Below are 26,475 nucleotides of genomic sequence, written 5' to 3' on the forward strand. Positions count from 1 at the left end.
TCACTGGGAACGCATGGGACGAAGAGGTTTACGTGTCGACGGTCGCGCGCTGCTAAGGCGTTGGGCAAGCTGGGCGATCGTGGGAGCTTCGAAAAGTGTGCTCACTGGCAGCTCGAGTCCGAGCACGCTGCGAATCCTTCCCAGCAGACGCATCGCCAGCAGCGAATGACCCCCCAGGTCGAAAAAGCCATCATCGATGCCGATGTGTTCGCGCTCGAACAGCTCACAGAACATCGCTGCCAAGGCGATTTCTTCTTTCGATACCGGCGGACGATAGGCGCTTGTCGTGTACTCAGGATCCGGCAACGCCCTGCGATCGAGTTTGCCGTTGGCGGTGAGCGGGAAGGCGGTCATGCCGACATAGGCGGCGGGGATCATGTAGTCGGGCAGGCGGGTCGCCAGATGCGCGCGCAGCTCGAGCGCCAGATCGGCGAACTCGCCCTGCGTGACCACATAGGCGACCAGCCGCTTATCGCTGCTGCCATCCTGGCGTACCAGTACGGCCACCTCGCGCACTGCCGGATGCTCGGCCAGTCGCGCTTCGATCTCGCCCGGCTCGATGCGGTAGCCGCGGATCTTCACCTGCTGGTCGTTGCGTCCCAGGAACACCAGGTGACCGTCGGGCAGGTAGCGGCCGAGATCGCCGGTGCGATACATCCGCGCATCCGCTACCTGGACGAACGGGTCGGGCAGGAAGCGCTCGGCGGTGAGCTGCGGACGGTGGAGATAACCCAGCGCCACGCCGTCGCCGCCGATATAGATCTCGCCGACCGCCCCCAAGGGCACCGGTTGGCCCTGCGCATCGAGCAGGTAGATGCGCGCATTGCCGATCGGCCGGCCGATCGGAATGCCGTGCGCTTCGCGCGGATGGCCTTCCAGGGTATAGGTGGTGGCAAAGGTGGTGGTTTCGGTCGGGCCGTAGCCATTGAGCAGGCGCTGCGGTCGCGGCCCTTGCAGCACCCGCGCCATGATCGCCGGATCGAGCGCATCGCCACCGACGATCAAGGTCTTCAACTGCGGTAGGACCGGCGTCAATGCCTCGGCGAGCTGGTTGAACAGCGCCACGGTCAGCCACAACGTATTGACCGCGCTCTGGAGCAGGGTGTCGATGAAGAGCGGTGTGGCGAGCAGGGTGGCTGCATCGATCACCACCAGCGTGCCGCCATTGAGCAAGGGCGCCCACACTTCCAGCGTGGCGGCATCGAAGGCCGGGTTGGCGGCGAAGGCGACGCGATCGTCAGGGCCGATCGCGGCATAGCCGTTGTTGCGCACCAGGCGATTGATGGCCCGATGGGGCACCAGCACGCCCTTGGGCAGGCCGGTCGAACCGGAGGTGTACATCACGTAGGCGACCGCGTCGGCGGCGCTGTGGATCGAGGGGTTGTCGCTGCGCGTCTGACCGGTCAGCAGCGAGGGGATGTCCAGCACCTGGACGGAAGTCGGCGCGACGTGGCCGGCCGGTGCCAGGAGCCAGGTTACGCCGGCATCGTCGAGCATCCAGGCTTGCCGTGCGGCGGGTAAGGCCGGATCGATCGGCACATAGGCCGCGCCGGCCTTGAGGATCGCCAGCTGTGCAACGACCAGGGCCGTACTGCGCTCCAGTGCGGTGGCAACCAGGCTGCCTGCATGCACGCCGTGCGCGATCAGCTGATGGGCGAGGCGATTGGCCTGCGCATTGAGGTCGGCGTAGCTCAGCGATTGCATGCCGTCGATCAGAGCGATCGCGTCGGGAGTTAGCCGCACCTGTGCTTCGAACAGGGCATGCACGCTCGTCTCGCGTGGGTACTGCGCCGCTGTCGCGTTGAAGGTCTCAAGCAGCTGCTTGCGTTCGGACTCGTCGCACAGGTCGATCCTGTCGAACGGCTGCGCGATATCGGTGACCATCGCTTCGAGCGCGCGCAACAGATAATCGCGATGACGCTCCATCATGGGCTGATCAAACAGTGCAGCGGCATAGTTGAATTCGCCGGCGATATTCGCTTCGTCCTCGCCAAGATAGAGTTCGATGTCGTATTTGGCGTGGCTGAGTGCCGGCGCGATGGCTTCCACGTGGAGGCCGGGCAGGTCCAGCGTGCCTCGATCGTTGCTCTGCCAGGTAAACAGCACCTGGAACAACGGCGTGTGATCCAGACGGCGCGGCGGGTTGACGATATCCACAATCTGCTCAAACGGCAGGTCCTGGTTGACCTGCGCGTCCAGCGCGCCCTGGCGAATACGTTGCAATAGTTCGACGACCGGTGGCGAACCGGCCAGATCAATGCGCATCGGCAACGTGTTGACGAAAAAGCCGATCAGCGGCTCGATCTCGCGCCGTCCACGATTGGCCGTCGGGCAGCCGATAATCAGATCGGTTTGCCCGGACAGGCGACTCAGCACCGTTGACCACGCAGTCAGCACCACCATGAAAAGTGTGGCGCCGTGTTGCCGGGCAATGCGGCGCAGACCCTGGGTCAACGCGGGAGAAAGTTGCAGTGGCAAGCGCGCTGCGGAAAAGTCCTGTCGCGCCGGTCGCGGCCGATCGGTCGGCAACGTCAGCAGTGTCGGCGCATCCGCCAGCCAGGATTGCCAGAACGCGCGCTGTGCATCGAGACGCTCGCCCTTGAGCCATCGCGTCTGCCAGGCGGCATAGTCGGGATACTGAATCGCCAGTGGCGGCAGTGGATCGTCCTGTTCGCCGACGAAGGCGCGATAAAGCGAGGTCAATTCATTCAACAAGATCCCCATCGACCAGCCATCGGAGACGATGTGATGCTGGGTGAGCAAGAGCACGTGCTCGTTGCCAGGCATCCGCACCACACAGGCACGGATGAGCGCATCGTGCGCCAGATCGAACGGGCATGCAGCCTCGTCTGCGGCAAGCCGGTGCATGGCCAGCTCGGCGTCGTGATGCGAGCTCAGGTCGATGTATTGCCAGGGCATGCCCGCACCGACGGGCAGCAGAACGACAGACGGTTCGCCATCGACGACAGGGAAAGTGGTTCGCAAACCTTCATGGCGTTCGAGCAGGCGATCCAGACTGCGCCGCAACGCATCGACATTCAGCGCCCCGCGCAGCCGCAGCGCGACGGGGATGTGATAGGTCGCGCTGACCCCCTCAAGCTGAGACAGAAACCATAGCCTTTGCTGGGCAAACGACAAGGGCAACGCATCATCGCGTGGTACCGGCTCGATCGGGGCGTCGACACTCCGGCGCGTCGACTGGCGGGTCAGCAACACCTGGTCGGCCAGGCCAGACAAGGTGGGATGGCTGAATAACGCGGCGAGTGCGAGATCGATACCGAAAGCTTGTGAGATGCTGCCGAGCAGGCGAATGGCCAGCAGCGAGTGGCCGCCCAGGTCGAAGAAATGATCGTTACGACCGACACGTGGGACACTCAGCAGCTCCTGCCAGATGCCGGCCAGGGTTGTCTCGATCTCGCCCTTCGGTGCCACATATTCGCGTTGCGCGAGCGCGGTGGCACCAGGATCCGGCAATGCCCTGCGATCGAGTTTGCCGTTGGCGGTGAGCGGGAAGGCGATCATGCCGACATAGGCGGCGGGGATCATGTAGTCGGGCAGGCGGGTCGCCAGATGCGCGCGTAGATCGAGCGCCAGATCGGCGAACTCGCCCTGCGTGACCACATAGGCGACCAGCCGCTTATCGCTGCCGCCATCCTGGCGTACCAGTACGGCCACCTCGCGCACTGCCGGATGCTCGGCCAGTCGCGCTTCGATCTCGCCCGGCTCGATGCGGTAGCCGCGGATCTTCACCTGCTGGTCGTTGCGTCCCAGGAACACCAGGTGACCGTCGGGCAGGTAGCGGCCGAGATCGCCGGTGCGATACATCCGCGCATCCGCTACCTGGACGAACGGGTCGGGCAGGAAGCGCTCGGCGGTGAGCTGCGGACGGTGGAGATAACCCAGCGCCACGCCGTCGCCGCCGATATAGATCTCGCCGACCGCCCCCAAGGGCACCGGTTGGCCCTGCGTATCGAGCAGGTAGATGCGCGCATTGCCGATCGGCCGGCCGATCGGAATGCCGTGCGCTTCGCGCGGATGGCCTTCCAGGGTATAGGTGGTGGCAAAGGTGGTGGTTTCGGTCGGGCCGTAGCCATTGAGCAGGCGCTGCGGTCGCGGCCCTTGCAGCACCCGCGCCATGATCGCCGGATCGAGCGCATCGCCACCGACGATCAAGGTCTTCAACTGCGGTAGGACCGGCGTCAATGCCTCGGCGAGCTGGTTGAACAGCGCCACGGTCAGCCACAACGTATTGACCGCGCTCTGGAGCAGGGTGTCGATGAAGAGCGGTGTGGCGAGCAGGGTGGCTGCATCGATCACCACCAGCGTGCCGCCATTGAGCAAGGGCGCCCACACTTCCAGCGTGGCGGCATCGAAGGCCGGGTTGGCGGCGAAGGCGACGCGATCGTCAGGGCCGATCGCGGCATAGCCGTTGTTGCGCACCAGGCGATTGATGGCCCGATGGGGCACCAGCACGCCCTTGGGCAGGCCGGTCGAACCGGAGGTGTACATCACGTAGGCGACCGCGTCGGCGGCGCTGTGGATCGAGGGGTTGTCGCTGCGCGTCTGACCGGTCAGCAGCGAGGGGATGTCCAGCACCTGGACGGAAGTCGGCGCGACGTGGCCGGCCGGTGCCAGGAGCCAGGTTACGCCGGCATCGTCGAGCATCCAGGCTTGCCGTGCGGCGGGTAAGGCCGGATCGATCGGCACATAGGCCGCGCCGGCCTTGAGGATCGCCAGCTGTGCAACGACCAGGGCCGTGCTGCGCTCCAGTGCGGTGGCAACCAGGCTGCCTGCATGCACGCCGTGCGCGATCAGCTGGTGGGCGAGGCGATTGGCCTGCGCATTGAGGTCGGCGTAGCTCAGCGATTGCGTGCCGTCGATCAGAGCGATCGCGTCAGGAGTTAGCCGCACCTGCTCTTCGAACAGGGCATGCACGCTCGTCTCACGTGGGTACTGCGCCGCTGTCGCGTTGAACGTTTCGAGTAGTTGCTGCCGTTCGGCGGGCGGCAGAATCGTCAGCTCATGCAATGCCGTCGTTGGCGCGCGTTCCAGTGCGTCGACAAGACTGGCAAGCGATTGCCGCACATAGCCGCAAATTCGTTCCGGACTCAACGGCGCGACGACCTGCGCCGTGATGCCCAGTGCGTTACCGCTGTCCTCCACCGAGATGACGAGGGGATAGTTGGTGCGCTCCTGACCACCCAGCACTTGGATGCCCGAATCGTTATCCGGGGAGCCGACGCTGTCTTCGGGCATCGCAGCGTTGTGGCGATAGTTGATCAGCGAACTGAATAGCGGCGAGAGCGCGGCCACGCCGCTGCAACGTTGAGCCAATGACAACGGGGCGTGCTCGTGGATCAGCAATTGCGCCAAGGCTTCGTGCGTTCGTTGCACGCCGGTCCGCACATCCGCCTGACCGAGGCTGAGGCGCAGCGGCAAGGTATTGATAAAAAGCCCCATCGCCGTATCGACGCCGACTCCGGCCTGCATGCGCCCAAACAGCACGGTGCCGAAAACCACGTCGCTGCGGTCGCTGGTGCGAGCCACGACCAGCCCCCACGCCAGGTGACACATGCTGGCGACGCTCACGCCAAGACGCCGCGCCTGTGCGCGCACGCGAAGATTAAGCGAATCGGGGAGCATCAGTGTCGTTTCGCTGACATGATGGCCACCGCGATACACATCGCCGATCCCGAAGGGAAGGGTCGAGCTATCGATATCGCCAAGCGTGCTGCGGAAAAATACCTCGTGCTCGCTCTCGGAGACGCCGTGACGGGCGCGCGCGACAAAATGTCGGAACGGCTGTGGCGCGTCAAGAAGATGGGCGCTGTCGGACAGAAACGCCCTCGCCTCGGCATTCATGATCTCGAGTGTGGAGTGGTCGCCGATGAGATGATGGAGCCGTTGTATCAGCAGCCAACGATCATGGGCGGCATCGAAAGCTACAGCGAAACTCAATAGTGGCGGCCGGGCAAGATCGATTCGATGGTGTCGCGGGTCGAAACGCTCAGACAGCTGCGACAAGACATCCCCGTCGCTCGTACTGAGGGAAAGTTCGGTCATGCTCAGGCGTGCTGCCCGCAATACGAACTGGACCGGTGTCGCTATGCCTTTCCAGACGAATCCCGTGCGAAGGATATCGTGACGCTCCACGACCGACTGAATCGCAGCCAGATAGTCGTCGAGCAGCGTGCGGTTGGCAAAGGCGAGGCTGACAACGGACAGATACGGATCGCCATCGTCAGCCATCATATGGTGGAACAGCATGCCCTCCTGCAGCGGTGCCAACGCATAGATATCCTGGATGTTACCGACGCCACCCGGCGCAGCAGCGACTACCGCATCGATATCCGCCTGCGACAACTCGACCAGTGTGAGCATGTCCGGCGTTATACGTTCGCAGCCGGAGGGAATGAGGTTCGGCGCAACGGTGGCGGTGTCGCGCGCGCTGCCGATAGCGCCCATTCCCAGGCCCTGGATATGCTCGATCAGCTGAGCCTTGCATTCGCGTAGCAGCTGCTGGAGCTCGGTTGTCACGGCACCTTTGGGCGCCTTGATAACTAGCGAATCGCCATCGAGCGCGACGGATACGTCTCGCTCTTGGAGCGTTTTCAGGAGCAGGTCGATATTCAAAGCCGGAACTCCACCATTTCCACCAGATTGTCCGCGAGCGATGCAAGCGTAGGTGCCGCGAACACCGCGCTGATTTCAACGTCCATGCCCATCTGTCTTATGCGCTCCATCATTCGCACGATCAGCAGCGAGTGACCGCCCAGTTTGAAGAAATTATCCTGTCTGCCTACACGTTCCACGCCGAGCAATTCGCTCCATAGCGCGGCCAGCGCTTGCTCGATGTCGCCGTGCGGCGCTTCGTACTGGCTGTGCGCATACGCCAGCTCGTCCGGATCGGGCAGGGCCGAGCGATCGATCTTGCCGTTGGGCGATAGCGGTAGCGCGGATACGGACACGAACGCGGAAGGAATCATGTATTCGGGCAACCGTGACGTCAGATGACGCTGCAGGTGCGCCGCGCGCTCCGGATCGGCCACGGTGGCAGTGACGACCCAGGCGACCAGACGTTTTCCTCCTTGGCCATCGTCCCGTGCCAGCACCAGGGCGTCATGAACGTCCTCGTGCGTGCACAAGGCCTTTTCGATTTCGGCAGGCTCGATACGGAAGCCACGTATCTTCACTTGCTCGTCGTTGCGGCCTTCGAAGATGAGGCTGCCATCCGACCGGTAGCGCGCCAGATCGCCGGTGCGATACATGCGCGCACCGGGTTCGGCGAATGGGTCGGGAAGGAAGCGCTCGCCGCTCAGCTCTGGCTGCCCCAGATAACCCCGGGCAACGCCTTCGCCGCCGATATGAATTTCGCCGATGGCGCCCAGCGGCGCCGGAAGCCCCGACTCATCCAGCAGGTAGACGCGCGTATGTGATACAGGCCGCCCAATCGGAACCGATGCGCCGCCGTCTTCGGGTCTGCAACGCCATGCGGTTGCCCATACGGATGCCTCGGTCGGACCGTATTCATTGAACAAGCTAGCCTGCGGCAGCACGGCGGCAAGCGCCGCTGGCAGCGAGGGTGGGCATGCTTCACCGGCGACAATGATCTCGCGCAACCGGGCGTGATGCTGCGGCGACAGCGACTCCAGCAGCAGGCTGGCAAGCGAGGGCACGCACAGCAGGCGCGTGATACGTGCATCGGCGAGCGTCTGCGCAATGGCGCGGCGATCGTGGGCTTCGTCGCGCGCACTGAAGTACAGGCATCCGCCTTCGGTCAGCGTACCAAACAGGCCGGCGACGGAGCTGTCGAACGCGATCGACGAAAGCAACAGAAAGCGCGTATCGGCGGATGTGCCGTAGTAAGCGTGGCGGGCGCGTGTCGACGCGACGAGCTGGCGATGTTCGACCATCACGCCCTTGGGAGTGCCGGTCGAGCCGGATGTATAGATCACATAAGCAAGATCATCCGGTTTTACCAGGGTGGACGGCAGCCTGTCAGCCGATTGTGCAGCCCACACCGGCGACGATGCATCCATGTCGACCGTCGGGATATCGCCGGTAGGTTGCCCTGCCAGGGATTGACGGCCAGCTGCGTCGGTAAGAAGAAGACGTGGCTGCGCATCGACCAGGATGTAGGCGAGGCGTTCAGCGGGATAGGCCGGATCAAGTGGAACGTACGCGCCACCCGCTTTCAGTGTCGCAAGGATGGCGACGGCGAGATTCACGCCGCGGTCTAGGCAGATCGCCACACGACTGCCTGGCTGCACGCCGCGTTCCACAAGAACGCGTGCAAGCTGATTGGCCTGGCGGTCGAGCGTGGCATAGTCGAGGCTGTGTCGTGCATCGGCGACGGCTGGGGCGGTCGGAGATTGCGCGGCTCTCGCCTCGATCATGTGGTGTATGCCGCATTCGACCGGACCGACCGGCGCGTTGGCGTTGAATGTCTCGAGCAGGCGAGTCCGCTCCGACGCGGGCAGCAGATCGATGGCACGCCATGGGGTGTCCGCGTCGCCCGCAAAGGCCTTGAGCGCGGCAAGCAGATAATCGCGGTGACGCACGATTGTCGTCTCATCGAATAACGCCGTGGCGTAGTGAAGCCCGCCTTCGATGACGTCGCCTTCGAAACCCAGGTTCAACTCGATATCGAATTTGACCCAATCCACACCCAGTGGCTCGGGTGCAATGGCGAGATCGGCCAGGCTAAGGTCGACCGTCTCGTTGTTCTGCCACGCGAATACCGCCTGAAAGATCGGCGCATGATCCAGGCGACGCGGTGGATTGACCGCCTCCACGACCTGTTCGAACGGCAGCTCCCGATGGTCCTGTGCCGCAAGTGCGGTTTGGCGAACCACGTCGAGCCACTCGCGGATGGTATGTGCACCGGAAAGGTCCAGGCGCAGCGCAAGCGTATTGACGAAGAAGCCGATCAGGTTCTCGATGGCTGCATGCTGCCGGTTCGCCGACGGCGTGCCGATCACGATATCCGTCTGAGCCGACAGGCGGGACAGCACCACCGACCACGCGGCCAGGACGACCATGAACATGGTCGCGCCATGCCGGTCGCATGATGCCCGCAAGGCATGCGTCAGCGCCGCATCGATGTGCACCGGCACCATGCCGCCGGCGAACGACTGGCGCGGCGGGCGAGGCCTGTCCGTGGGCAGGGTCAATAAAAGCGGGGCATCGGCCAGCTGAGTGCGCCAGTAATCGATTTGCGCGTTCAGCCGCTCGCCTGATAGCCGCTCGCGCTGCCACGCGGCGTAGTCGGCGTATTGCACGCCCAGTGGCGGCAGTGGGTTGCTTTCCTCGCGGGCGTAAGCCGCGTAGAGCGCGTTGATCTCGCGCACCAGGATGGCGGTCGACCAGCCATCGGAGATGATGTGATGCTGGGTTATCTGCAGCACATGATCGTCGCTATCGAGGGTAATCAATTGGGCACGGATCAACGGCCCCTTGGACATATCGAAGGGTGCCAGTGCACCCGCGCGCACGAGCTCCCGTGCGCGTGTTTCAACATCGTCTTCTCCATGCAGGTTCACATGCTGCAGACCGATACCCTGGCTGGCCGGCAGAAAATCGACGAACGGCTTTCCGTCCTCCGTGCCAAATACGCTGCGCAATGCCTCGTGGCGATCGAACAGTGTATCGAGAGTGCGCGCCAGCGCGTCTTGCCGCAGCTTGCCGCGCAGGCGTAGCGCGAACGGCATGTGGTAGTTGGCGTTATCCGAATCGAGCTGGGCGAGGAACCAAAGGCGCGCCTGCGCGAACGATGGCCATCGGCGCTGTGCTTGCCCGGCCGATGGAATGTGTCCGTCCATTCTGCGGATGTCGCCAGTCCCGCCGGCCGCGATCAAGGCAGCCATTTCCGCCAGCGAAGGATGGGCGAACAGCTTCGACAAGGGCAGTTCCACACCGAACGTCTGCACTATGCGACCCAGCAGGCGCATGGCCAGGAGCGAGTGACCTCCCAGCGCAAAGAATCGATCGAAGCGACCGACCTGATCCACGTGCAGCAACGACTGCCAGATGGCTGCGAGTGCGTGTTCCGTCTCGCTTTGTGGTGGGACGTAATCCTGTTTCGCCAGTGCGGCATCGTCCGGTGCAGGTAGCGCCTTGCGGTCGATTTTTCCGTTGGGGGTAAGCGGAAACACGTCAAGCACCACGAAGGCCGACGGCACCATGTAGTCGGGCAGGCGGGTCGACACGTAGTGACGAAGCTGCAAGGCCAGGTCCGATGGCGCGGCGTCTTTCGTGATGAGATAGGCCACCAGTCGTTTCTCGGCGCCGCCATCCGCACGCGCCATCACCAACGCTTCGCGTATGTGGGAATGACTGCCCAGATGAGCTTCGATTTCGCCAGGTTCGATGCGATAGCCGCGAATCTTGACCTGCTGGTCGTTGCGCCCCAGGAACAGCAGCCGCCCGTCCGGCAGATACATCGCCAGGTCGCCGGTACGGTACATCCGCGCATCCGCTGCCTCGACGAACGGATCGTGCAGAAAGCGTTCGGCGGTCAGCTCTTCGCGATTGAGATAGCCCAGCGCAACGCCATCGCCACCGACGTACAACTCACCGGGTACACCGTACGGCACGGGCGCACCGGACGCATCGAGCAGATAGATTTTCGTATTGGCGATCGGGCGCCCGATGGGCAGGCGCTGCGCATCGGCGTCATCGATGGTGAGTCGGCAGGTAGTGGCGAACGTGGTGCTTTCGGTCGGGCCGTAGCAATGCACCAGCCGCAACGACGGGTGCGCACTCAAGACGCGGGAAACCGCAGCAACGTCGACTGCATCGCCTCCGACCAGCATGAGTCGCAAGCCGCGTATCGCATCGTCGAGCTGATCGACGACCTGTGCGAACAGGCCGGCGGTGAGATGCAGCACGTTGACGTTCTGCGCGAGCAGTATGTCGCGCAAACCGTCCAGGCTCAGCAGGGTCTCGTGCGATACCACCACGATCCGCGCGCCATGCAGCAGTGGCGCCCATACTTCGAGTGTGCTGATATCGAAGGCTACGTTACCCAGCCAGGCCATGCGATCGTTCTCGTCCAGGTCGGCATGACCGGGGTCGAACACCAGCCGGTTGATCGCGCGATGCGGCACCAGTACACCCTTGGGCAACCCGGTCGAACCGGACGTGTACATCACGTAAGCCGCCGTGTCGGCAGAAACGTCCTGACGTGGGTTGTCAGTCAGGCTGTCACCGTGCAGCAACTCGTCCATGCCCAGGACCTGCGCCGAAACGGCCGGTGCGACATGTCGCGATGGTGCCAGCATCCACGCTACGCCGGCATCCTCGACAATCCATGCCTGGCGAGCCGCCGGTGCACCCGGATCGATCGGGACATAGGCCGCGCCAGTCTTCAGTATCGCCAATTGCGCGATCACCAGGTCGGCGCCGCGATCGAGCCATGTTGCGACGAAATTGCCTGTGCCAATGCCACGGGCCATCAGCTGATGCGCAAGCCGATTGGCGCAGGTGTTGAGATGGGCATAGGTCATCGACCTGCCTGCATCGACCAGGGCAATGGCATCTGGGCGGCGCTGCACCTGTGCTTCGAACAACGCATGGATCGGCGTGGTGCGCGGATAGCGGCGATCCGTGTCATTCAAGCCCCGGGTGAGCGTGACTAACTCTTCCGCTGGCAGGATGTCCAGTGCACCGACCGGAAGGTCCGGTTGGCGATCCAACGCGAACGCCAGGCTTTCCAGCGCGCATTGCATATAGCCGCATAGACGCTCGACGTCGATCGGCTCGACCGCCTGGGCCGTAAGCCCCAGGCCATGGCCGATGTCTTCCACGGACATGGCGATCGGATAGTTGGTACGCTCTTCGATGCTCAGCCACTCGATGCCGGCCCAGCGCTCACGCTCATCGGTAGGGTCGGTCAGGACACTGCTGTGCCGGTAATTCAGCATCGTGCTGAACAACGGCGTGGGCGCCGCCACGCCACTGCATCGCTGCGCTAGAGCCAGCGATGCATGTTCGTGATCGAGCAGCTCGGCAAGACGTTGCTGCGTGCGTCGCGCACTCTCCACCACCGGCGTGTCGCCCATGTCCAGGCGCAAGGGCAGGGTGTTGACGAACAGTCCCATGGCCCGATCCGCACCCGCGCCGGCATTCATGCGTCCGAACAGTACCGTGCCGAAGACCACGCTATCGCGCCCGCTGGTGCGTGCGACTACCTGTCCCCAGGCAAGATGGCAAAGGCTCGCCAGACTCAGGCCCAGCCGCTTGGCCTGCTCGCGAAGACGGTCGTTGAGCGTCTGCGGCAGCATGCGATGCGATTCCCTGACCCGGGTGCCATCGCGATGTGCATCGCCGATACCGAACGGCAAGGTCGGCTCGTCGATATCGCCGAGCGCGTCGCGGAAGAAACGTTCGTGTTCGTCATCGGACAGGCCCAGTCGTGCCTGCGCCACCATATGCCGGAACGGCTGCGGTGGCGGCAACGAAGGCTCGGCCTCGCCGAGGAAGGACTGCACCTCGCCGAGCATGGTCTCCATGGTGGAGTGATCGCCGATGAGGTGATGCAGTAGCTGCACCAATAGCCAGCGATCCTGCCTGGCATCGTGGGCCATGATGAAACGCAGCAAAGGCGCGTTGCCCAGATCGATGCGATGGTGGCGCGGATCGTAGCGTCGCAATAGCTGTTCGCTGATCGAGCCATCTGCCGGGTCGAGCGTCACCATCTCCACCGACAGTGGTGCATGACGCAGCACGACCTGCGCGGCGTGAGACAAGCCTTCCCACACAAACGCCGTACGCAGGATATCGTGACGATCGACGACACGCTGGAAGGCAGCAAGATAACGATCGAGCAACGCGCGTTCCTTGAAGGCGAGCTGGCCGATCAGTAGATAAGGGTCGCCCTCAGTGGCGAGCATATGATGGAACAGGATGCCTTCCTGCAGCGGTGCGAGTGCATAGATATCCTGCACATTGGCGAGTCCGCCGGGCACGCGTGCGAGTATTGCATCGATGTCGGCCTGGGTCAGGTCGATCAGCGGCAACAGCTCGGGCGTGAGCGCCGTGAGCGCTGGGGTAATGCGATTGGGCGGGACCACCACCTCGCGATGACTGCCCAGCGTGGTGGCCAGGTCAGCCAATACCGGCGTGGCAAACAGTGCGCGGATGCTCGTGCCCAGCCCCTGCCGACGCAGCCGCTCCATCAACTGCACGGCCAGCAACGAGTGACCGCCCAGTTCGAAGAAGTGGTCGTAACGACCGATGCGTTCGATCCCGAGCAGGTCCTGCCACAGGCCGGCCAAGGTGGTTTCGATCTCGCCGATCGGCGCTTCGTAGCCCTGACGCGCAAACGCCATGCCATCGGGAGCCGGCAAGGCCTTCTGATCGAGCTTGCCGTTGGGCGTGAGCGGGAACGCTGCCAGGGTGACGTAGGCCGCCGGCAACATGTAGTCGGGCAAACGAGTGGCCAGGTGCGTGCGCAGGGCCAGCGCCAGATCCGTCGGCGCGTCGGCGTGCGGCACCACATACGCGATCAGGCGCTTGTCGCTACCGTCCTGGCGCGCCACCACGACGACTTCGCGCACCGCCGCCTGCTCGCGCAGACGTGCCTCGATCTCGCCCAGTTCGATGCGGAAGCCACGGATCTTCACCTGCTGGTCGTTGCGGCCCAGGTACAGCAACTGGCCATCGGGCAGGTAACGCCCCAGGTCGCCGGTGCGATACATGCGTGCCTCGGGCGTACCGACAAACGGATCGGCCAGGAAGCGCTCGGCATTGAGCTCGGGGCGATGTAAATAACCGCGTGCCACACCGGCACCGCCCACATACAGCTCGCCCACCGCACCCAGCGGCACCGGCTGGCGATGCGCATCGAGCAGGTACAGGCGCAAGTCCGCCAGGCGTTCGCCGATCGGACTGCCACTGCGACCGATGTCGGCACGCGACATCGGTCGATAGGTCACATGCACCGTGGTCTCGGTGATGCCGTACATGTTGACCAGTTGCGGGGTCTCGTCGCCACGCCGGGCATACCAGGGGGCGAGCATGGCCGGTTCCAGCGCTTCGCCGCCGAAGATCACATAACGCAACCGATCCGGTCGCGGGTCCTGTCCCTGTGCGTCGATGAAGGCCTTGAACGCACTCGGTGTCTGATTGAGCACCGTGACACCTTGTTCGCAGACCAGGCGATGAAACTCGGGCATGGAGCGCACGACATCATGCGGCACCACCACCAGACGACCGCCGTAGCGCAACGCACCCCACAGCTCCCACACCGAGAAGTCGAAGGCGAAGGAATGGAACAGGCACCACACATCGTGCGCGTCGAAGCCATAGACCGCGTGCGTGCTCTCGAACAGGCGCGCCACCTGCGCGTGCTCGACCATCACACCCTTGGGCTTGCCGGTCGAGCCGGAGGTGTAGATCACATAGGCCAGATGCGCCGCGGTGAGACCGGCGATCCGTGGATCGCGGTCGGAGCGATCGGCCCATGCGGAGTGCTCGTGCAGGTCAAGCACCACCGCCGGTCGCGGTGCGTCACCCAGGGCAGACAGGCCATCGGCATCGGCTAGCAGCAAGGTGGGTGCGGCATCGTCCAGGATCAGCGCGAGGCGCTCGGACGAATAGGCCGGGTCCAGCGGCACATAGCCGCCGCCGGCCTTGAGGATGGCCAGCAAGCCGATCACCATGTCGACGCCGCGCTCGGCGCATAGCGCCACGCGGTCGTCCGGTTGCACGCCGTGGGCGATCAGGTGATGGGCCAGTCGATTGGCGGCGCGATTGAGTGTGTCGTAGCTGAGCTCACGCGCGCCGCAGACCAGGGCGATCGCCTCCGGGTGTTGCCGTGCCTGCGCTTCGAAAGCGTGATGCAGGCATTGCGTGGGGTAGACCGGCGACGTGCCGCCGTTGAAGTGCTCAAGCAGCAGGTGTCGCTCGGCGACCGGCAACACGTCCAGCTCGCGTACGGGCAGGCGCGGCGTTTCCTCCAGCGCGTGCAACAGGCTTTCGAGCGCGCGCTGCATATAGCCACAGACCTGCTCAGCCGATACAGCCTCGACGACCTGCGTGGTCAGGCCGAGGGCATGGCCGAAATCTTCGACGCAAAGTGTCAACGGATAACTGGTGCGTTCTTCCAGAGTCAGCCATTCGAAACCGGCCGCAGCCGCTGTCGACGCTTCACCTTCGAAGGCCATCTTGTTATGGCGATAATTGAGCAAGGCGCTGAATAGCGGCGCGGGCGCGGCAACGCCGCTGCAGCGCTGCGCGAGAGAGAGCGGTGCATGCTCGTGATCGAGCAGGCCGGCAAGGCGATGCTGCGTTTCCCGCACACTGTCCTCGACGGCTGTACCGTCGATATCGACACGTAGCGGCAGGGTATTGATGAATAAACCCATGGCACGATCGGCGCCCGCGCCGGCGTTCATGCGACCGAACAACACGGTGCCGAAGACGACGTGTTCGCGGCCGCTGGTGCGGGCGACGACGTTCGCAAAGGCGAGGTGACACAGGCTGGCGAGGCTCGCGCCAAGCCGCCTGGCCTGCTCGCGCAGGCGGTCGTTGAGCGACTGCGGCAACATGACGTGGTATTCGTTGACCCGCGTTCCATCCAGATGGACATCACTGAGTCCGAATGGCAGTGTCGGTTCGTCGATGTCACCCAGGGCATCGCGAAAGAAACGCTCGTATTCGTCGGAGGCCGAGCCCAGGCGTGCCTGCGCCACCATCTGCCTGAAGGGCTGCGAAGGCGCCGGCTCGTTGGTCGGCGTGTCGATCATGTTGCGTACTTCTTCGAGCATCACCTCGAAGGTGGAATGATCGCCGATCAGGTGGTGGAGCAACTGCAGCAGGATCCAACGATCGTTTTCTTTATCGCGCGCAATCACGAAGCGCAGCAAAGGCGCCTCGCCGAGGTCAATCCGGTGATGCCGCGGATCGTAGCGGTGTTGCAACTGCTCGGTGATCGGTCCGTTCGCCGGGTCGAGATCCAGTGATTCGATCGACAGCGGCGCATGACGAAGCACGACCTGGGCGGCATGAGAGAGGCCTTCCCAGATAAACGCCGTGCGCAGGATATCGTGGCGATCGACGACCCGTTGAAAGACCGAGAGATAGCGGTCGAGCAGTGTGCGGTCGGCAAACGCGAGCTGGCCGATCAACAGATAGGGGTCACCCTCGCTGGCCAGCAAATGGTGGAACAGGATGCCCTCCTGCAGCGGTGCCAGGGCATAGATGTCCTGCACATTCGCCAAGCCACCCGGGACTCGCGCGAGCAGCATGTCGATATCGGCCTGGGTCAGGTCGATCAGCGGCAGGAGTTCGGGTGTGAGCGCGGTGAGATCGGGCGTAATGCGGTTATCGGGAACGGTCGCTTCGCGGTGACTGCCGAGGGTCTTGGCCAGTTCGGCCAGCACGGGCGTAGCGAACAGTGCGCGAATGCCCGTACCCAGGCCGAGGCGACGCAGCCGTTCCATCAATTGCACGGCCAGTAGCGAGTGGCCGCCCAGTTCGAAGAAATGATCGTTACGACCAACGCGTGGGACACCGAGCAGCTCCTGCCAGATGCCGGCCAGGGTTGCCTCGATCTCGCCCTTCGGTGGCACGTATTCGCGTTGCGCGAGCGCGGTGGCACCAGGATCCGGCAATGCCCTGCGATCGAGTTTGCCGTTGGCGGTGAGCGGGAAGGCGATCATGCCGACATAGGCGGCGGGGATCATATAGTCGGGCAGGCGGGTCGCCAGATGCGCGCGTAGATCGAGCGCCAGATCGGCGAACTCGCCCTGCGTGACCACATAGGCGACCAGCCGCTTATCGCTGCTGCCATCCTGGCGTACCAGTACGGCCACCTCGCGCACTGCCGGATGCTCGGCCAGTCGCGCTTCGATCTCGCCCGGCTCGATGCGGTAGCCGCGGATCTTCACCTGCTGGTCGTTGCGTCCCAGGAACACCAGGTGACCGTCGGGCAGGTAGCGGCCGAGATCGCCGGTGCGATACATCCGCGCATCCGCTACCTGGACGAACGGGTCGGGCAGGAAGCGCTCGGCGGTGAGCTGCGGACGGTGGAGATAACCCAGCGCCACGCCGTCGCCGCCGATATAGATCTCGCCGACCGCCCCCAAGGGCACCGGTTGGCCCTGCGTATCGAGCAGGTAGATGCGCGCATTGCCGATCGGCCGGCCGATCGGAATGCCGTGCGCTTCGCGCGGATGGCCTTCCAGGGTATAGGTGGTGGCAAAGGTGGTGGTTTCGGTCGGGCCGTAGCCATTGAGCAGGCGCTGCGGTCGCGGCCCTTGCAGCACCCGCGCCATGATCGCCGGATCGAGCGCATCGCCACCGACGATCAAGGTCTTCAACTGCGGTAGGACCGGCGTCAATGCCTCGGCGAGCTGGTTGAACAGCGCCACGGTCAGCCACAACGTATTGACCGCGCTCTGGAGCAGGGTGTCGATGAAGAGCGGTGTGGCGAGCAGGGTGGCTGCATCGATCACCACCAGCGTGCCGCCATTGAGCAAGGGCGCCCACACTTCCAGCGTGGCGGCATCGAAGGCCGGGTTGGCGGCGAAGGCGACGCGATCGTCAGGGCCGATCGCGGCATAGCCGTTGTTGCGCACCAGGCGATTGATGGCCCGATGGGGCACCAGCACGCCCTTGGGCAGGCCGGTCGAACCGGAGGTGTACATCACGTAGGCGACCGCGTCGGCGGCGCTGTGGATCGAGGGGTTGTCGCTGCGCGTCTGACCGGTCAGCAGCGAGGGGATGTCCAGCACCTGGACGGAAGTCGGCGCGACGTGGCCGGCCGGTGCCAGGAGCCAGGTTACGCCGGCATCGTCGAGCATCCAGGCTTGCCGTGCGGCGGGTAAGGCCGGATCGATCGGCACATAGGCCGCGCCGGCCTTGAGGATCGCCAGCTGTGCAACGACCAGGGCCGTGCTGCGCTCCAGTGCGGTGGCAACCAGGCTGCCTGCATGCACGCCGTGCGCGATCAGCTGGTGGGCGAGGCGATTGGCCTGCGCATTGAGGTCGGCGTAGCTCAGCGATTGCGTGCCGTCGATCAGAGCGATCGCGTCAGGAGTTAGCCGCACCTGCTCTTCGAACAGGGCATGCACGCTCGTCTCACGTGGGTACTGCGCCGCTGTCGCGTTGAACGTTTCGAGTAGTTGCTGCCGCTCGGTCGACGGCAGGATATCGAGCCCGCGCAAGGGGGCGAGAGGGTTCGATTCAAGTGCGTCGAGCAGACTTTCGAGTGCGCGCTGCATGTAGTCGCACAAGCGTTCGGGATCGAGTGGCTCGACGACCTGCGCGGTCAGGCCGAGCGCATCACCCATATCCTCCACGCATAGCGTCACCGGGTAATTGGTACGTTCGCCGGAACCGAGCTGGCCGATCTGGTCCCACGCGTTGCCCAGCTGCTCATCCTCGGCCTGGCTTTCCTGGTGACGGTAGTTGAGCAATGCGCCAAAGAGCGGCGCGGAGGCGGCCACGCCACTGCATCGTTGCGCAAGCGACAGCGATGCGTGCTCGTGACGTAGCAGGTCGGCAAGGCCCTGCTGCGTGCGTCGTAACGCGGCCTCGATGCCGGTGTCATCAACATCCACACGCAATGGCAACGTATTGATGAAAAGGCCCATGGCGCGATCGGCACCTTCGGCATTCATGCGCCCGAACAAAACGGTACCGAAAACCACGTTGCTGCGGCCGCTGGTCCGTGCGACCACGCCGGCGAACGCCAGATGGCAGAGGCTGGCCAGGCTTACGCCAAGTCGCTTCGTGCGTGAGCGCAAGCGTTCATTGAGTGCTTGCGGCAGCAGGCGGTGGCAACTGTTGATCTGCGCACCGTCCAGATGCACGTCGCTCAAGCCGAACGGCAAGGTCGGCTCGTCGATATCGCCGAGCGCGGCAGCAAAGAAGCGCTCGTGCTCGGCTGGCGTAACGCCGAATCGCACCTGCGCGATCAGGTTTCGGAACGGTTGCGGTGGCAGCAATTCGCCCGCGTGACCATGCAATATGGCGTGTACTTCGCCGTAAAGCAGCCGCAGCGACGAAACATCGTCGACCAAGTGATGCTGAAGCTGAATCAAAATCCAGCGATGGTTTTCGTCGTCGCGCGCAATGACGAAGCGTAATAACGGCGCCTCGCCCAGATCGATGCGATGGTGGCGCGGATCGTAACGTCGTTCCAGTTGCTCGAGGATCGGGCCGTCCGCCGGATCGAGTTCCAAGTTTTCCACCGACAGCGGTGCATGGCGCAGCACGACCTGCGCGGCGTGAGACAAGCCTTCCCACATAAACGCCGTACGCATGATGTCGTGACGATCGACGACGTGTTGAACAGCGTCTAGATAGCGATCGAGCCGATCGCGGTCGGCGAATGTAAGTTGGATCGCCTGCAGATAGGGATCGCCTACGGTGGCGAGCATATGATGGAACAGGATGCCTTCCTGCAGCGGTGCGAGTGCGTAGATGTCCTGCACATTGGCGAGTCCGCCGGGCACGCGTGCGAGTACCGCATCGATGTCGGCCTGGGTCAGGTCGATCAGCGGCAACAGCTCGGGTGTGAGCGCCGTGAGCGCTGGGGTAATGCGATTGGGCGGGACCACCACCTCGCGATGACTGCCCAGCGTGGTGGCCAGGTCAGCCAATACCGGCGTGGCAAACAGTGCGCGGATGCTCGTGCCCAGCCCCTGCCGACGCAGCCGCTCCATCAACTGCACGGCCAGCAACGAGTGACCGCCCAGTTCGAAGAAGTGGTCGTAACGACCGATGCGTTCGATCCCGAGCAGGTCCTGCCACAGGCCGGCCAAGGTGGTTTCGATCTCGCCGATCGGCGCTTCGTAGCCCTGACGCGCAAACGCCATGCCATCGGGAGCCGGCAAGGCCTTCTGATCGAGCTTGCCGTTGGGCGTGAGCGGGAACGCTGCCAGGGTGACGTAGGCCGCCGGCAACATGTAGTCGGGCAAACGAGTGGCCAGGTGCGTGCGCAGGGCCAGCGCCAGATCCGTCGGCGCGTCGGCGTGCGGCACCACATACGCGATCAGGCGCTTGTCGCTACCGTCCTGGCGCGCCACCACGACGACTTCGCGCACCGCCGCCTGCTCGCGCAGACGTGCCTCGATCTCGCCCAGTTCGATGCGGAAGCCACGGATCTTCACCTGCTGGTCGTTGCGGCCCAGGTACAGCAACTGGCCATCGGGCAGGTAACGCCCCAGGTCGCCGGTGCGATACATGCGTGCCTCGGGCGTACCGACAAACGGATCGGCCAGGAAGCGCTCGGCATTGAGCTCGGGGCGATGTAAATAACCGCGTGCCACACCGGCACCGCCCACATACAGCTCGCCCACCGCACCCAGCGGCACCGGCTGGCGATGCGCATCGAGCAGGTACAGGCGCAAGTCCGCCAGGCGTTCGCCGATCGGACTGCCACTGCGACCGATGTCGGCACGCGACATCGGTCGATAGGTCACATGCACCGTGGTCTCGGTGATGCCGTACATGTTGACCAGTTGCGGGGTCTCGTCGCCACGCCGGGCATACCAGGGGGCGAGCATGGCCGGTTCCAGCGCTTCGCCGCCGAAGATCACATAACGCAACCGATCCGGTCGCGGGTCCTGTCCCTGTGCGTCGATGAAGGCCTTGAACGCACTCGGTGTCTGATTGAGCACCGTGACACCTTGTTCGCAGACCAGGCGATGAAACTCGGGCATGGAGCGCACGACATCATGCGGCACCACCACCAGACGACCGCCGTAGCGCAACGCACCCCACAGCTCCCACACCGAGAAGTCGAAGGCGAAGGAATGGAACAGGCACCACACATCGTGCGCGTCGAAGCCATAGACCGCGTGCGTGCTCTCGAACAGGCGCGCCACCTGCGCGTGCTCGACCATCACACCCTTGGGCTTGCCGGTCGAGCCGGAGGTGTAGATCACATAGGCCAGATGCGCCGCGGTGAGACCGGCGATCCGTGGATCGCGGTCGGAGCGATCGGCCCATGCGGAGTGCTCGTGCAGGTCAAGCACCACCGCCGGTCGCGGTGCGTCACCCAGGGCAGACAGGCCATCGGCATCGGCTAGCAGCAAGGTGGGTGCGGCATCGTCCAGGATCAGCGCGAGGCGCTCGGACGAATAGGCCGGGTCCAGCGGCACATAGCCGCCGCCGGCCTTGAGGATGGCCAGCAGGCCGATCACCATGTCGACGCCGCGCTCGACGCACAGCGCCACGCGGTCGTCCGGTTGCACGCCGTGGGCGATCAGGTGATGGGCCAGTCGATTGGCGGCGCGATTGAGTGTGTCGTAGCTGAGCTCACGCGCACCGCAGACCAGGGCGATCGCCTCCGGGTGCTGCCGTGCCTGCGCTTCGAAAGCGTGATGCAGGCATTGCGTGGGGTAGACCGGCGACGTGCCGCCGTTGAAGTGTTCAAGCAGCAGGTGTCGCTCGGCATCGCCAAGCAGATTGACGGCCGTCACGTCGCGCGCCGCATCGGCGACCATGGCTTCGAGCATGCGGAGCAGATAATCGCGATGCCGCACGATCGACGCTTCGTCGAACAGCGCAGTAGCGAAACTGAAGCCGCCTTCAATACCGCCGTCGACTTCGCTCAATGTCAGCTCGAGGTCGAACTTCACCAGATCCGCTGGCAAGGGCTGCTGGCCTGCACGCAGGCCATTGAAGTCGAGCACGCCCTCGTCGTTGTTTTGCCAGGCGAACATGACCTGGAAAAGCGGCGTGTGATCGAGGCGTCGCGGGGGTTGCGCAATCTCTACGACTTGCTCGAACGGCAAGTCCTGGTGCGCTTGTGCCCCCAGGGCCATATCGCGAACGCGCCCGACCAGATCGGCCACGCTCGGCGCACCTGACAGGTCAATGCGCAAGGCCAGCGTATTGACGAAGAAGCCGATCAGCGATTCGACTTCTCGCCGATTGCGGTTCGCCGTCGGCGTGCCGATGACTAGATCGTCCTGCCCGCTGAGCCGGGCGAGCACGGCGGCCCATCCAGCCAGCATGGTCATGTAGAGCGTCGCCCCGTGCTGCTGTCCGAGGCGTTTGAGCGCCTGGGTCAGCGATGCATCCAGCGACATCGGCACCCAGGCGGCGGCATAAGACTGTTCGGCTGGGCGCGGGCGATCGGTTGGCAAAGCCAGCAGCGTCGGCGCACCATCGAGTGTGCGGCGCCAATAGTCTGCCTGCGCGCGCAAGCGTTCACCGGAAAGCCACTTTCTTTGCCATGCCGCATAGTCCGGATACTGGATCCCAAGCCCTGGCAGTGGATCGGGGCGGTTTTCCGAAAACGCGTTGTAGAGTGCCGTAAGCTCGCGCACGATGATGCCGATGGACCAGCCATCGGAAACGACGTGGTGCTGGTTGAGCGCGAACACGTGCTCGTCGTCGGCAAGGCGGATCAGGCTCGCTCGAATCAGCGGACCGGACGCAAGATCAAACGGGGCATGCACCTCATCGTCGAGCAGCGCGAGCAGGGCCAGCTCGGCGTCGGCGCGCCCCCTGAGGTCGTGTTCGCGCAGCGGCATGCCTTGGTTCGCGGCGAGCAACTGCACATGCGGTACGCCATCGTGAGCGCCAAAGATCGTGCGCAGCGCCTCATGACGGGCGAACAGGCGGTCCAGCGCGGCGCGCAAGGCAGGCGCCCGCAGTGTTCCGCGCAGACGCAAGGCGATCGGAATATGGTAGGTCCCGCTGACACCATCCATCTGTGCCAGAAACCACAGCCGCTGCTGCGCGAACGACAAGGCGAGCGTGCCTTGTCGTTCGACCGTCGGAATCGCCGGCAACGTATCGCCCCGATCCTGGCATGCGGCAACGCCTTCCACGAAGTCACGCAGAACCGGTTTTTCAAACAGCAGGGACAGGGGGATGGCGATGCCGTAGGCCTTGGCCAGTCGGCTGGTTACGCGCGCGGCCAGCAGCGAGTGTCCGCCCAGTTCGAAGAAATGGTCGTTCCGGCCGGCACGCTCGACACCAAGTAACTCTTGCCACAAGCCTGCGGCCATGGCTTCCTTGTCGCCGATGGGTGCTTCGTGTTGCTTGCGCACGAGCGAGCTTTCATCGGGTGCGGGCAGAGCGCGGCGGTCGAGTTTTCCGTTGACGGTGAGCGGCAGGCTATCGAGAGCGACGAATGCCGACGGCAGCATATAGTCCGGCAACCGTGCCGCCAGATGCGTGCGCAGTGTCGCAGCCAAATCGCCCAGATCGCTCGATGCGCCATGCCGTGACGGCACCACATAGGCAACCAGGCGGCGCTCGCCGGGCGTGTCCTCGCGCACGACGATCGCCCCCTCGGTGAGGGCGGGATGCTCCAGCAGGCGATTCTGGATCTCGTTCAATTCGATGCGAAAGCCACGCAACTTGATCTGATCGTCGTTGCGTCCGACGAATACAAGATTGCCGTCGGCAAGAAACCGCACAAGGTCGCCCGTGCGATACATGCACGCATCAGGGCCTGGCTCGAAGGGATCGGGCAGGAACCGCTCCAGGGTGAGCTCAGGGCGATTGAGATAGCCATGCGCGACGCCGTCGCCGCCGATATACAACTCGCCGACGGTGCCTCTGGGCACCAGTTGCCGATGCGCATCGAGCACATAGACACGCGCATTGGCGATGGGTCGTCCGATCGGCGTCTCCGCGGTCCAGTCCCGCGGGTTCGCTGGCAGCGCATAGGCGGTCGCGACATGCGTTTCGGTCGGGCCATAGTGATTGTGCAGGCGTCTTGATGACACCTGACCGATCCAAGCTCGCAACGCGCCGCCGCATTGCAATGCCTCGCCGGCCTGGGCGATGTTTGTCAACGCAGGCAGGCTCGTAGCCGCTTCAGTAGCGGCTTCGCGAACAGCATCGATGACCAGGTTGGGAGCATAGAGCTCGTCCACTTCCTTGGCCTCCAGCCATTGGACCAGACGTGCGGGATCGCGGCGGGTATCTTCATCGGGAACGATCAGCGCCTTTCCGTGCAACAGTGCGGCGAAGATTTCCTGTGCCGAAACATCGAAGCCCAGTGCCGTGAACTGGGCAACGCGGCCATCGACGCACCCAGGAATCTGACGATGGTGCCAGGACAGCAGATTGACGAGCGCCTGATGCGGCATCTGCACGCCCTTGGGCACGCCCGTCGATCCCGAGGTATAGAGAACATAGGCGGGTTGGCGTGCATGGGTTCCCCGGGCAGCGTGCGCCGGGTCGGTCGTTGGCCCATCGATCCACGCCGATGGCAGCTCGAGATCGATGACGCCATAGGCGTCGAGGCCACCGGCGCCGATCGCCTCGCGCCCCTTGCTGTCGACAATAATCAGGGTCGGTTGCGCATCGTCCAGGATCCGCAGGAGACGCTCGCTGGGATAGGCCGTATCGAGCGGAATGTAATATCCGCCAGCCTTGAGGATCGCCAACACGCCGACGATCGCCTGTCCGCCGCGACGCACGCACAGCGCTACGCCACGATGCGGGGATACACCTTGCGCGATCAGGTGATGAGCGAGTCGATTGGCACGGGCGTTGAGTTCGGCATAGGTCAGCTGGCCATCGTCAGCGTCGATCGCCAGTGCGCGCGGGCGACGTTGCGCCTGCGCTTCGAACAACTGATGCAGGCATAGGTCGCGCGGATAGTCCGCAGCGGTGTCGTTGAATGCCTGCAGGAGCAGGCAACGCTCGCTTTCATCCAGAATGTCGATCGTCGCCAGCGGGCGCGCGGTATCGGCGATCATGGCGCGCAACAGGGTGCACAGATACCCCACATGGCGTTCGATCGTCTCCCGATCGAACAGGGCGGTCGCGTAGCGCAGCGAGCCTTCGATGGCCTCTTCATGCTCGGACAGGTCGAGCTCCAGCATGAAGCGGACATTGCCTGCCGGTAATTCAATGGTTTCGATCTGCACGCCTTGCGAATGCATTGCACCGCGCTGGCTTGCCTGCCAGATGAACATGGCCTGGAACAACGGAGTCTGGTCGAGACGACGTAACGGCCTGGCCAGTTCCACGACCTGTTCGAACGGCAGGTCCTGATGATCCTGCGCCTCCAGCGTCGTCTTGCGTACGCGAGCCAGCGTCTGTGCAACGCTGGGATCGCCCGATAGATCGATGCGCATCGCCAGCGTGTTGACGAAAAAGCCGACCAGGCCCTCGATGTCGCGCCGATTGCGATTGGCGACCGGGCTGCCTATGACGATGTCGTTCTGTCCACTGAGCCGCGCAAGTACGCTGGCCCACGCCGTCATCAACGTCATGTACAAGGTCGTGCCGTGCTCACGACCCAGGCGCTTGAGCTGCCGGGTGATCGTCGCGTCCAGATAGACAGGCACGCTGTCGCCCTCGAAAGTCGCGTGCGGCGGCCGTGGGCGATCGGTGGGCAAGGTCAGCAGGGTCGGCGCATCGGCGAGCGCCTGCCGCCAGAACGTCGCCTGGCCTGCCATTCGCTCGGTTTGCATGCCCTCTCGCTGCCATGCGGAGTAGTCCGGGTATTGCACTTCCAGCGGCAGTAGCGCAGGTGCCTGTCCTTCGGCAAACGCTGCATACAGCGCACTCAATTCACGCGTGATGATGCCGATCGACCAACCGTCGGAAACGATGTGATGATGGGTAAGCAAGAGCACATGCTGCTGCTCGTCCAGGCGCAGCAGCTGCGCGCGGATAAGTGGGCCGACGGCGAGGTCGAACGGCGTACGCGCTTCGCGCTGCGCCATGACCGAGCATTCGGCGTGCGGATCGCGTGCTCCGGCCAGATCGATGTCCTGCCAGGGCATCCGGGTATCGGCTGGCATGATCTGGCAACGCGGCTCGCCATCGCGGGCAAAAAACACAGTACGCAAGCCCTCGTGCCTGGCCAGCAACGCATTGAGCGCCTGCCGTAGCGCTGTCTTGTCGAGAGCGCCGGAAAGACGCACGGCGAGCGGCATGTTGTAGGTGACATTGACGCCGTCGAGCTGCGACAAAAGCCAAAGTCGCTGTTGCGCGAACGACAGCGGCAAATCGCCTTCGCGAGAAACAATGGCGATCCGGTCGTTCGATGTCTTGCGCCCGGCGACACCTCGCGCCTTGGCCAATTGGCGAAGCCTTTCGATCGCCAGCGCATCCAGGCCGTCGAACGGGGACGTCTTGTCGGTCATGGCGCGCTCTCGTTTGCGAATGCAAGTTCGTTGAGTTGGTCGGGGTCGAACTCCTGTGCGAGTACCGCGAGCAGGACGTGACGTGAAAGCTGCTCCAACACCGGAAACCGAAAGATCGATGAGTGTTCCAGGCGCAGGCCCAGCTCGGTTTCGATGCGGCCGAGCATCTGCACGGCAAGCAGCGAATGACCGCCCAGGTCGAAGAAATCGTCATGGCGACCGACCGATTCGATACCAAGCAGCTCGCTCCAGATGTCGGCGAGCAATGTTTCGGTTTCACCCTGGGGCGCTACATAGGCACTGCGCTCCACCGCGTCGTCGTCCGGGGCAGGCAATGCGGCACGGTCCAGCTTGCCGTTGGGCGTCAGTGGCCATGCCTGCAACGCAACAAAGGCGC

The 26,475-nt window shown here is 64.0% G+C and carries 3 protein-coding genes (1 of these 3 running past the window's edge); all 3 read right to left on the reverse strand.

The annotated features are described in order from the left end of the window. Tightly spaced (each overlapping or abutting the next), the 3 genes in view from QMG46_RS15125 to QMG46_RS15135 form a layout consistent with a single transcriptional unit that may run on beyond the window. Positions 1–6,633, reverse strand: coding sequence for a non-ribosomal peptide synthetase (locus tag QMG46_RS15125; protein ID WP_281848658.1), 6,633 nt, complete (start codon positions 6,631–6,633; stop codon positions 1–3). Beyond that, positions 6,630–26,078, reverse strand: a complete 19,449-nt coding sequence (locus QMG46_RS15130) for a non-ribosomal peptide synthase/polyketide synthase (protein ID WP_281848659.1) — start codon at positions 26,076–26,078, stop codon at positions 6,630–6,632. Before QMG46_RS15130 ends, QMG46_RS15125 begins: the two co-directional genes overlap by 4 nt. Further along, positions 26,075–26,475, reverse strand: the end of a protein-coding gene (locus QMG46_RS15135; RefSeq protein ID WP_281848660.1) for a non-ribosomal peptide synthetase. Its footprint extends 8,572 nt past the window's final position; the window shows 401 of its 8,973 coding nt (coding positions 8,573–8,973); its start codon lies beyond the right edge, outside the window — the gene reads right to left on this strand; its stop codon occupies positions 26,075–26,077. The genes QMG46_RS15130 and QMG46_RS15135 overlap by 4 nt, the downstream gene beginning before the upstream one ends.

The sequence above is a fragment of the Dyella sp. GSA-30 genome, assembly GCF_027924605.1.
In the GTDB taxonomy this organism is placed as follows: Bacteria; Pseudomonadota; Gammaproteobacteria; order Xanthomonadales; family Rhodanobacteraceae; genus GSA-30.

What these genes read in the sequence shown, in the direction of transcription:
- QMG46_RS15130 (WP_281848659.1), bottom strand. Translation starts at nt 26,078, where the DNA reads ATGACCGACAAGACGTCCCCGTTCGACGGCCTGGATGCGCTGGCGATC.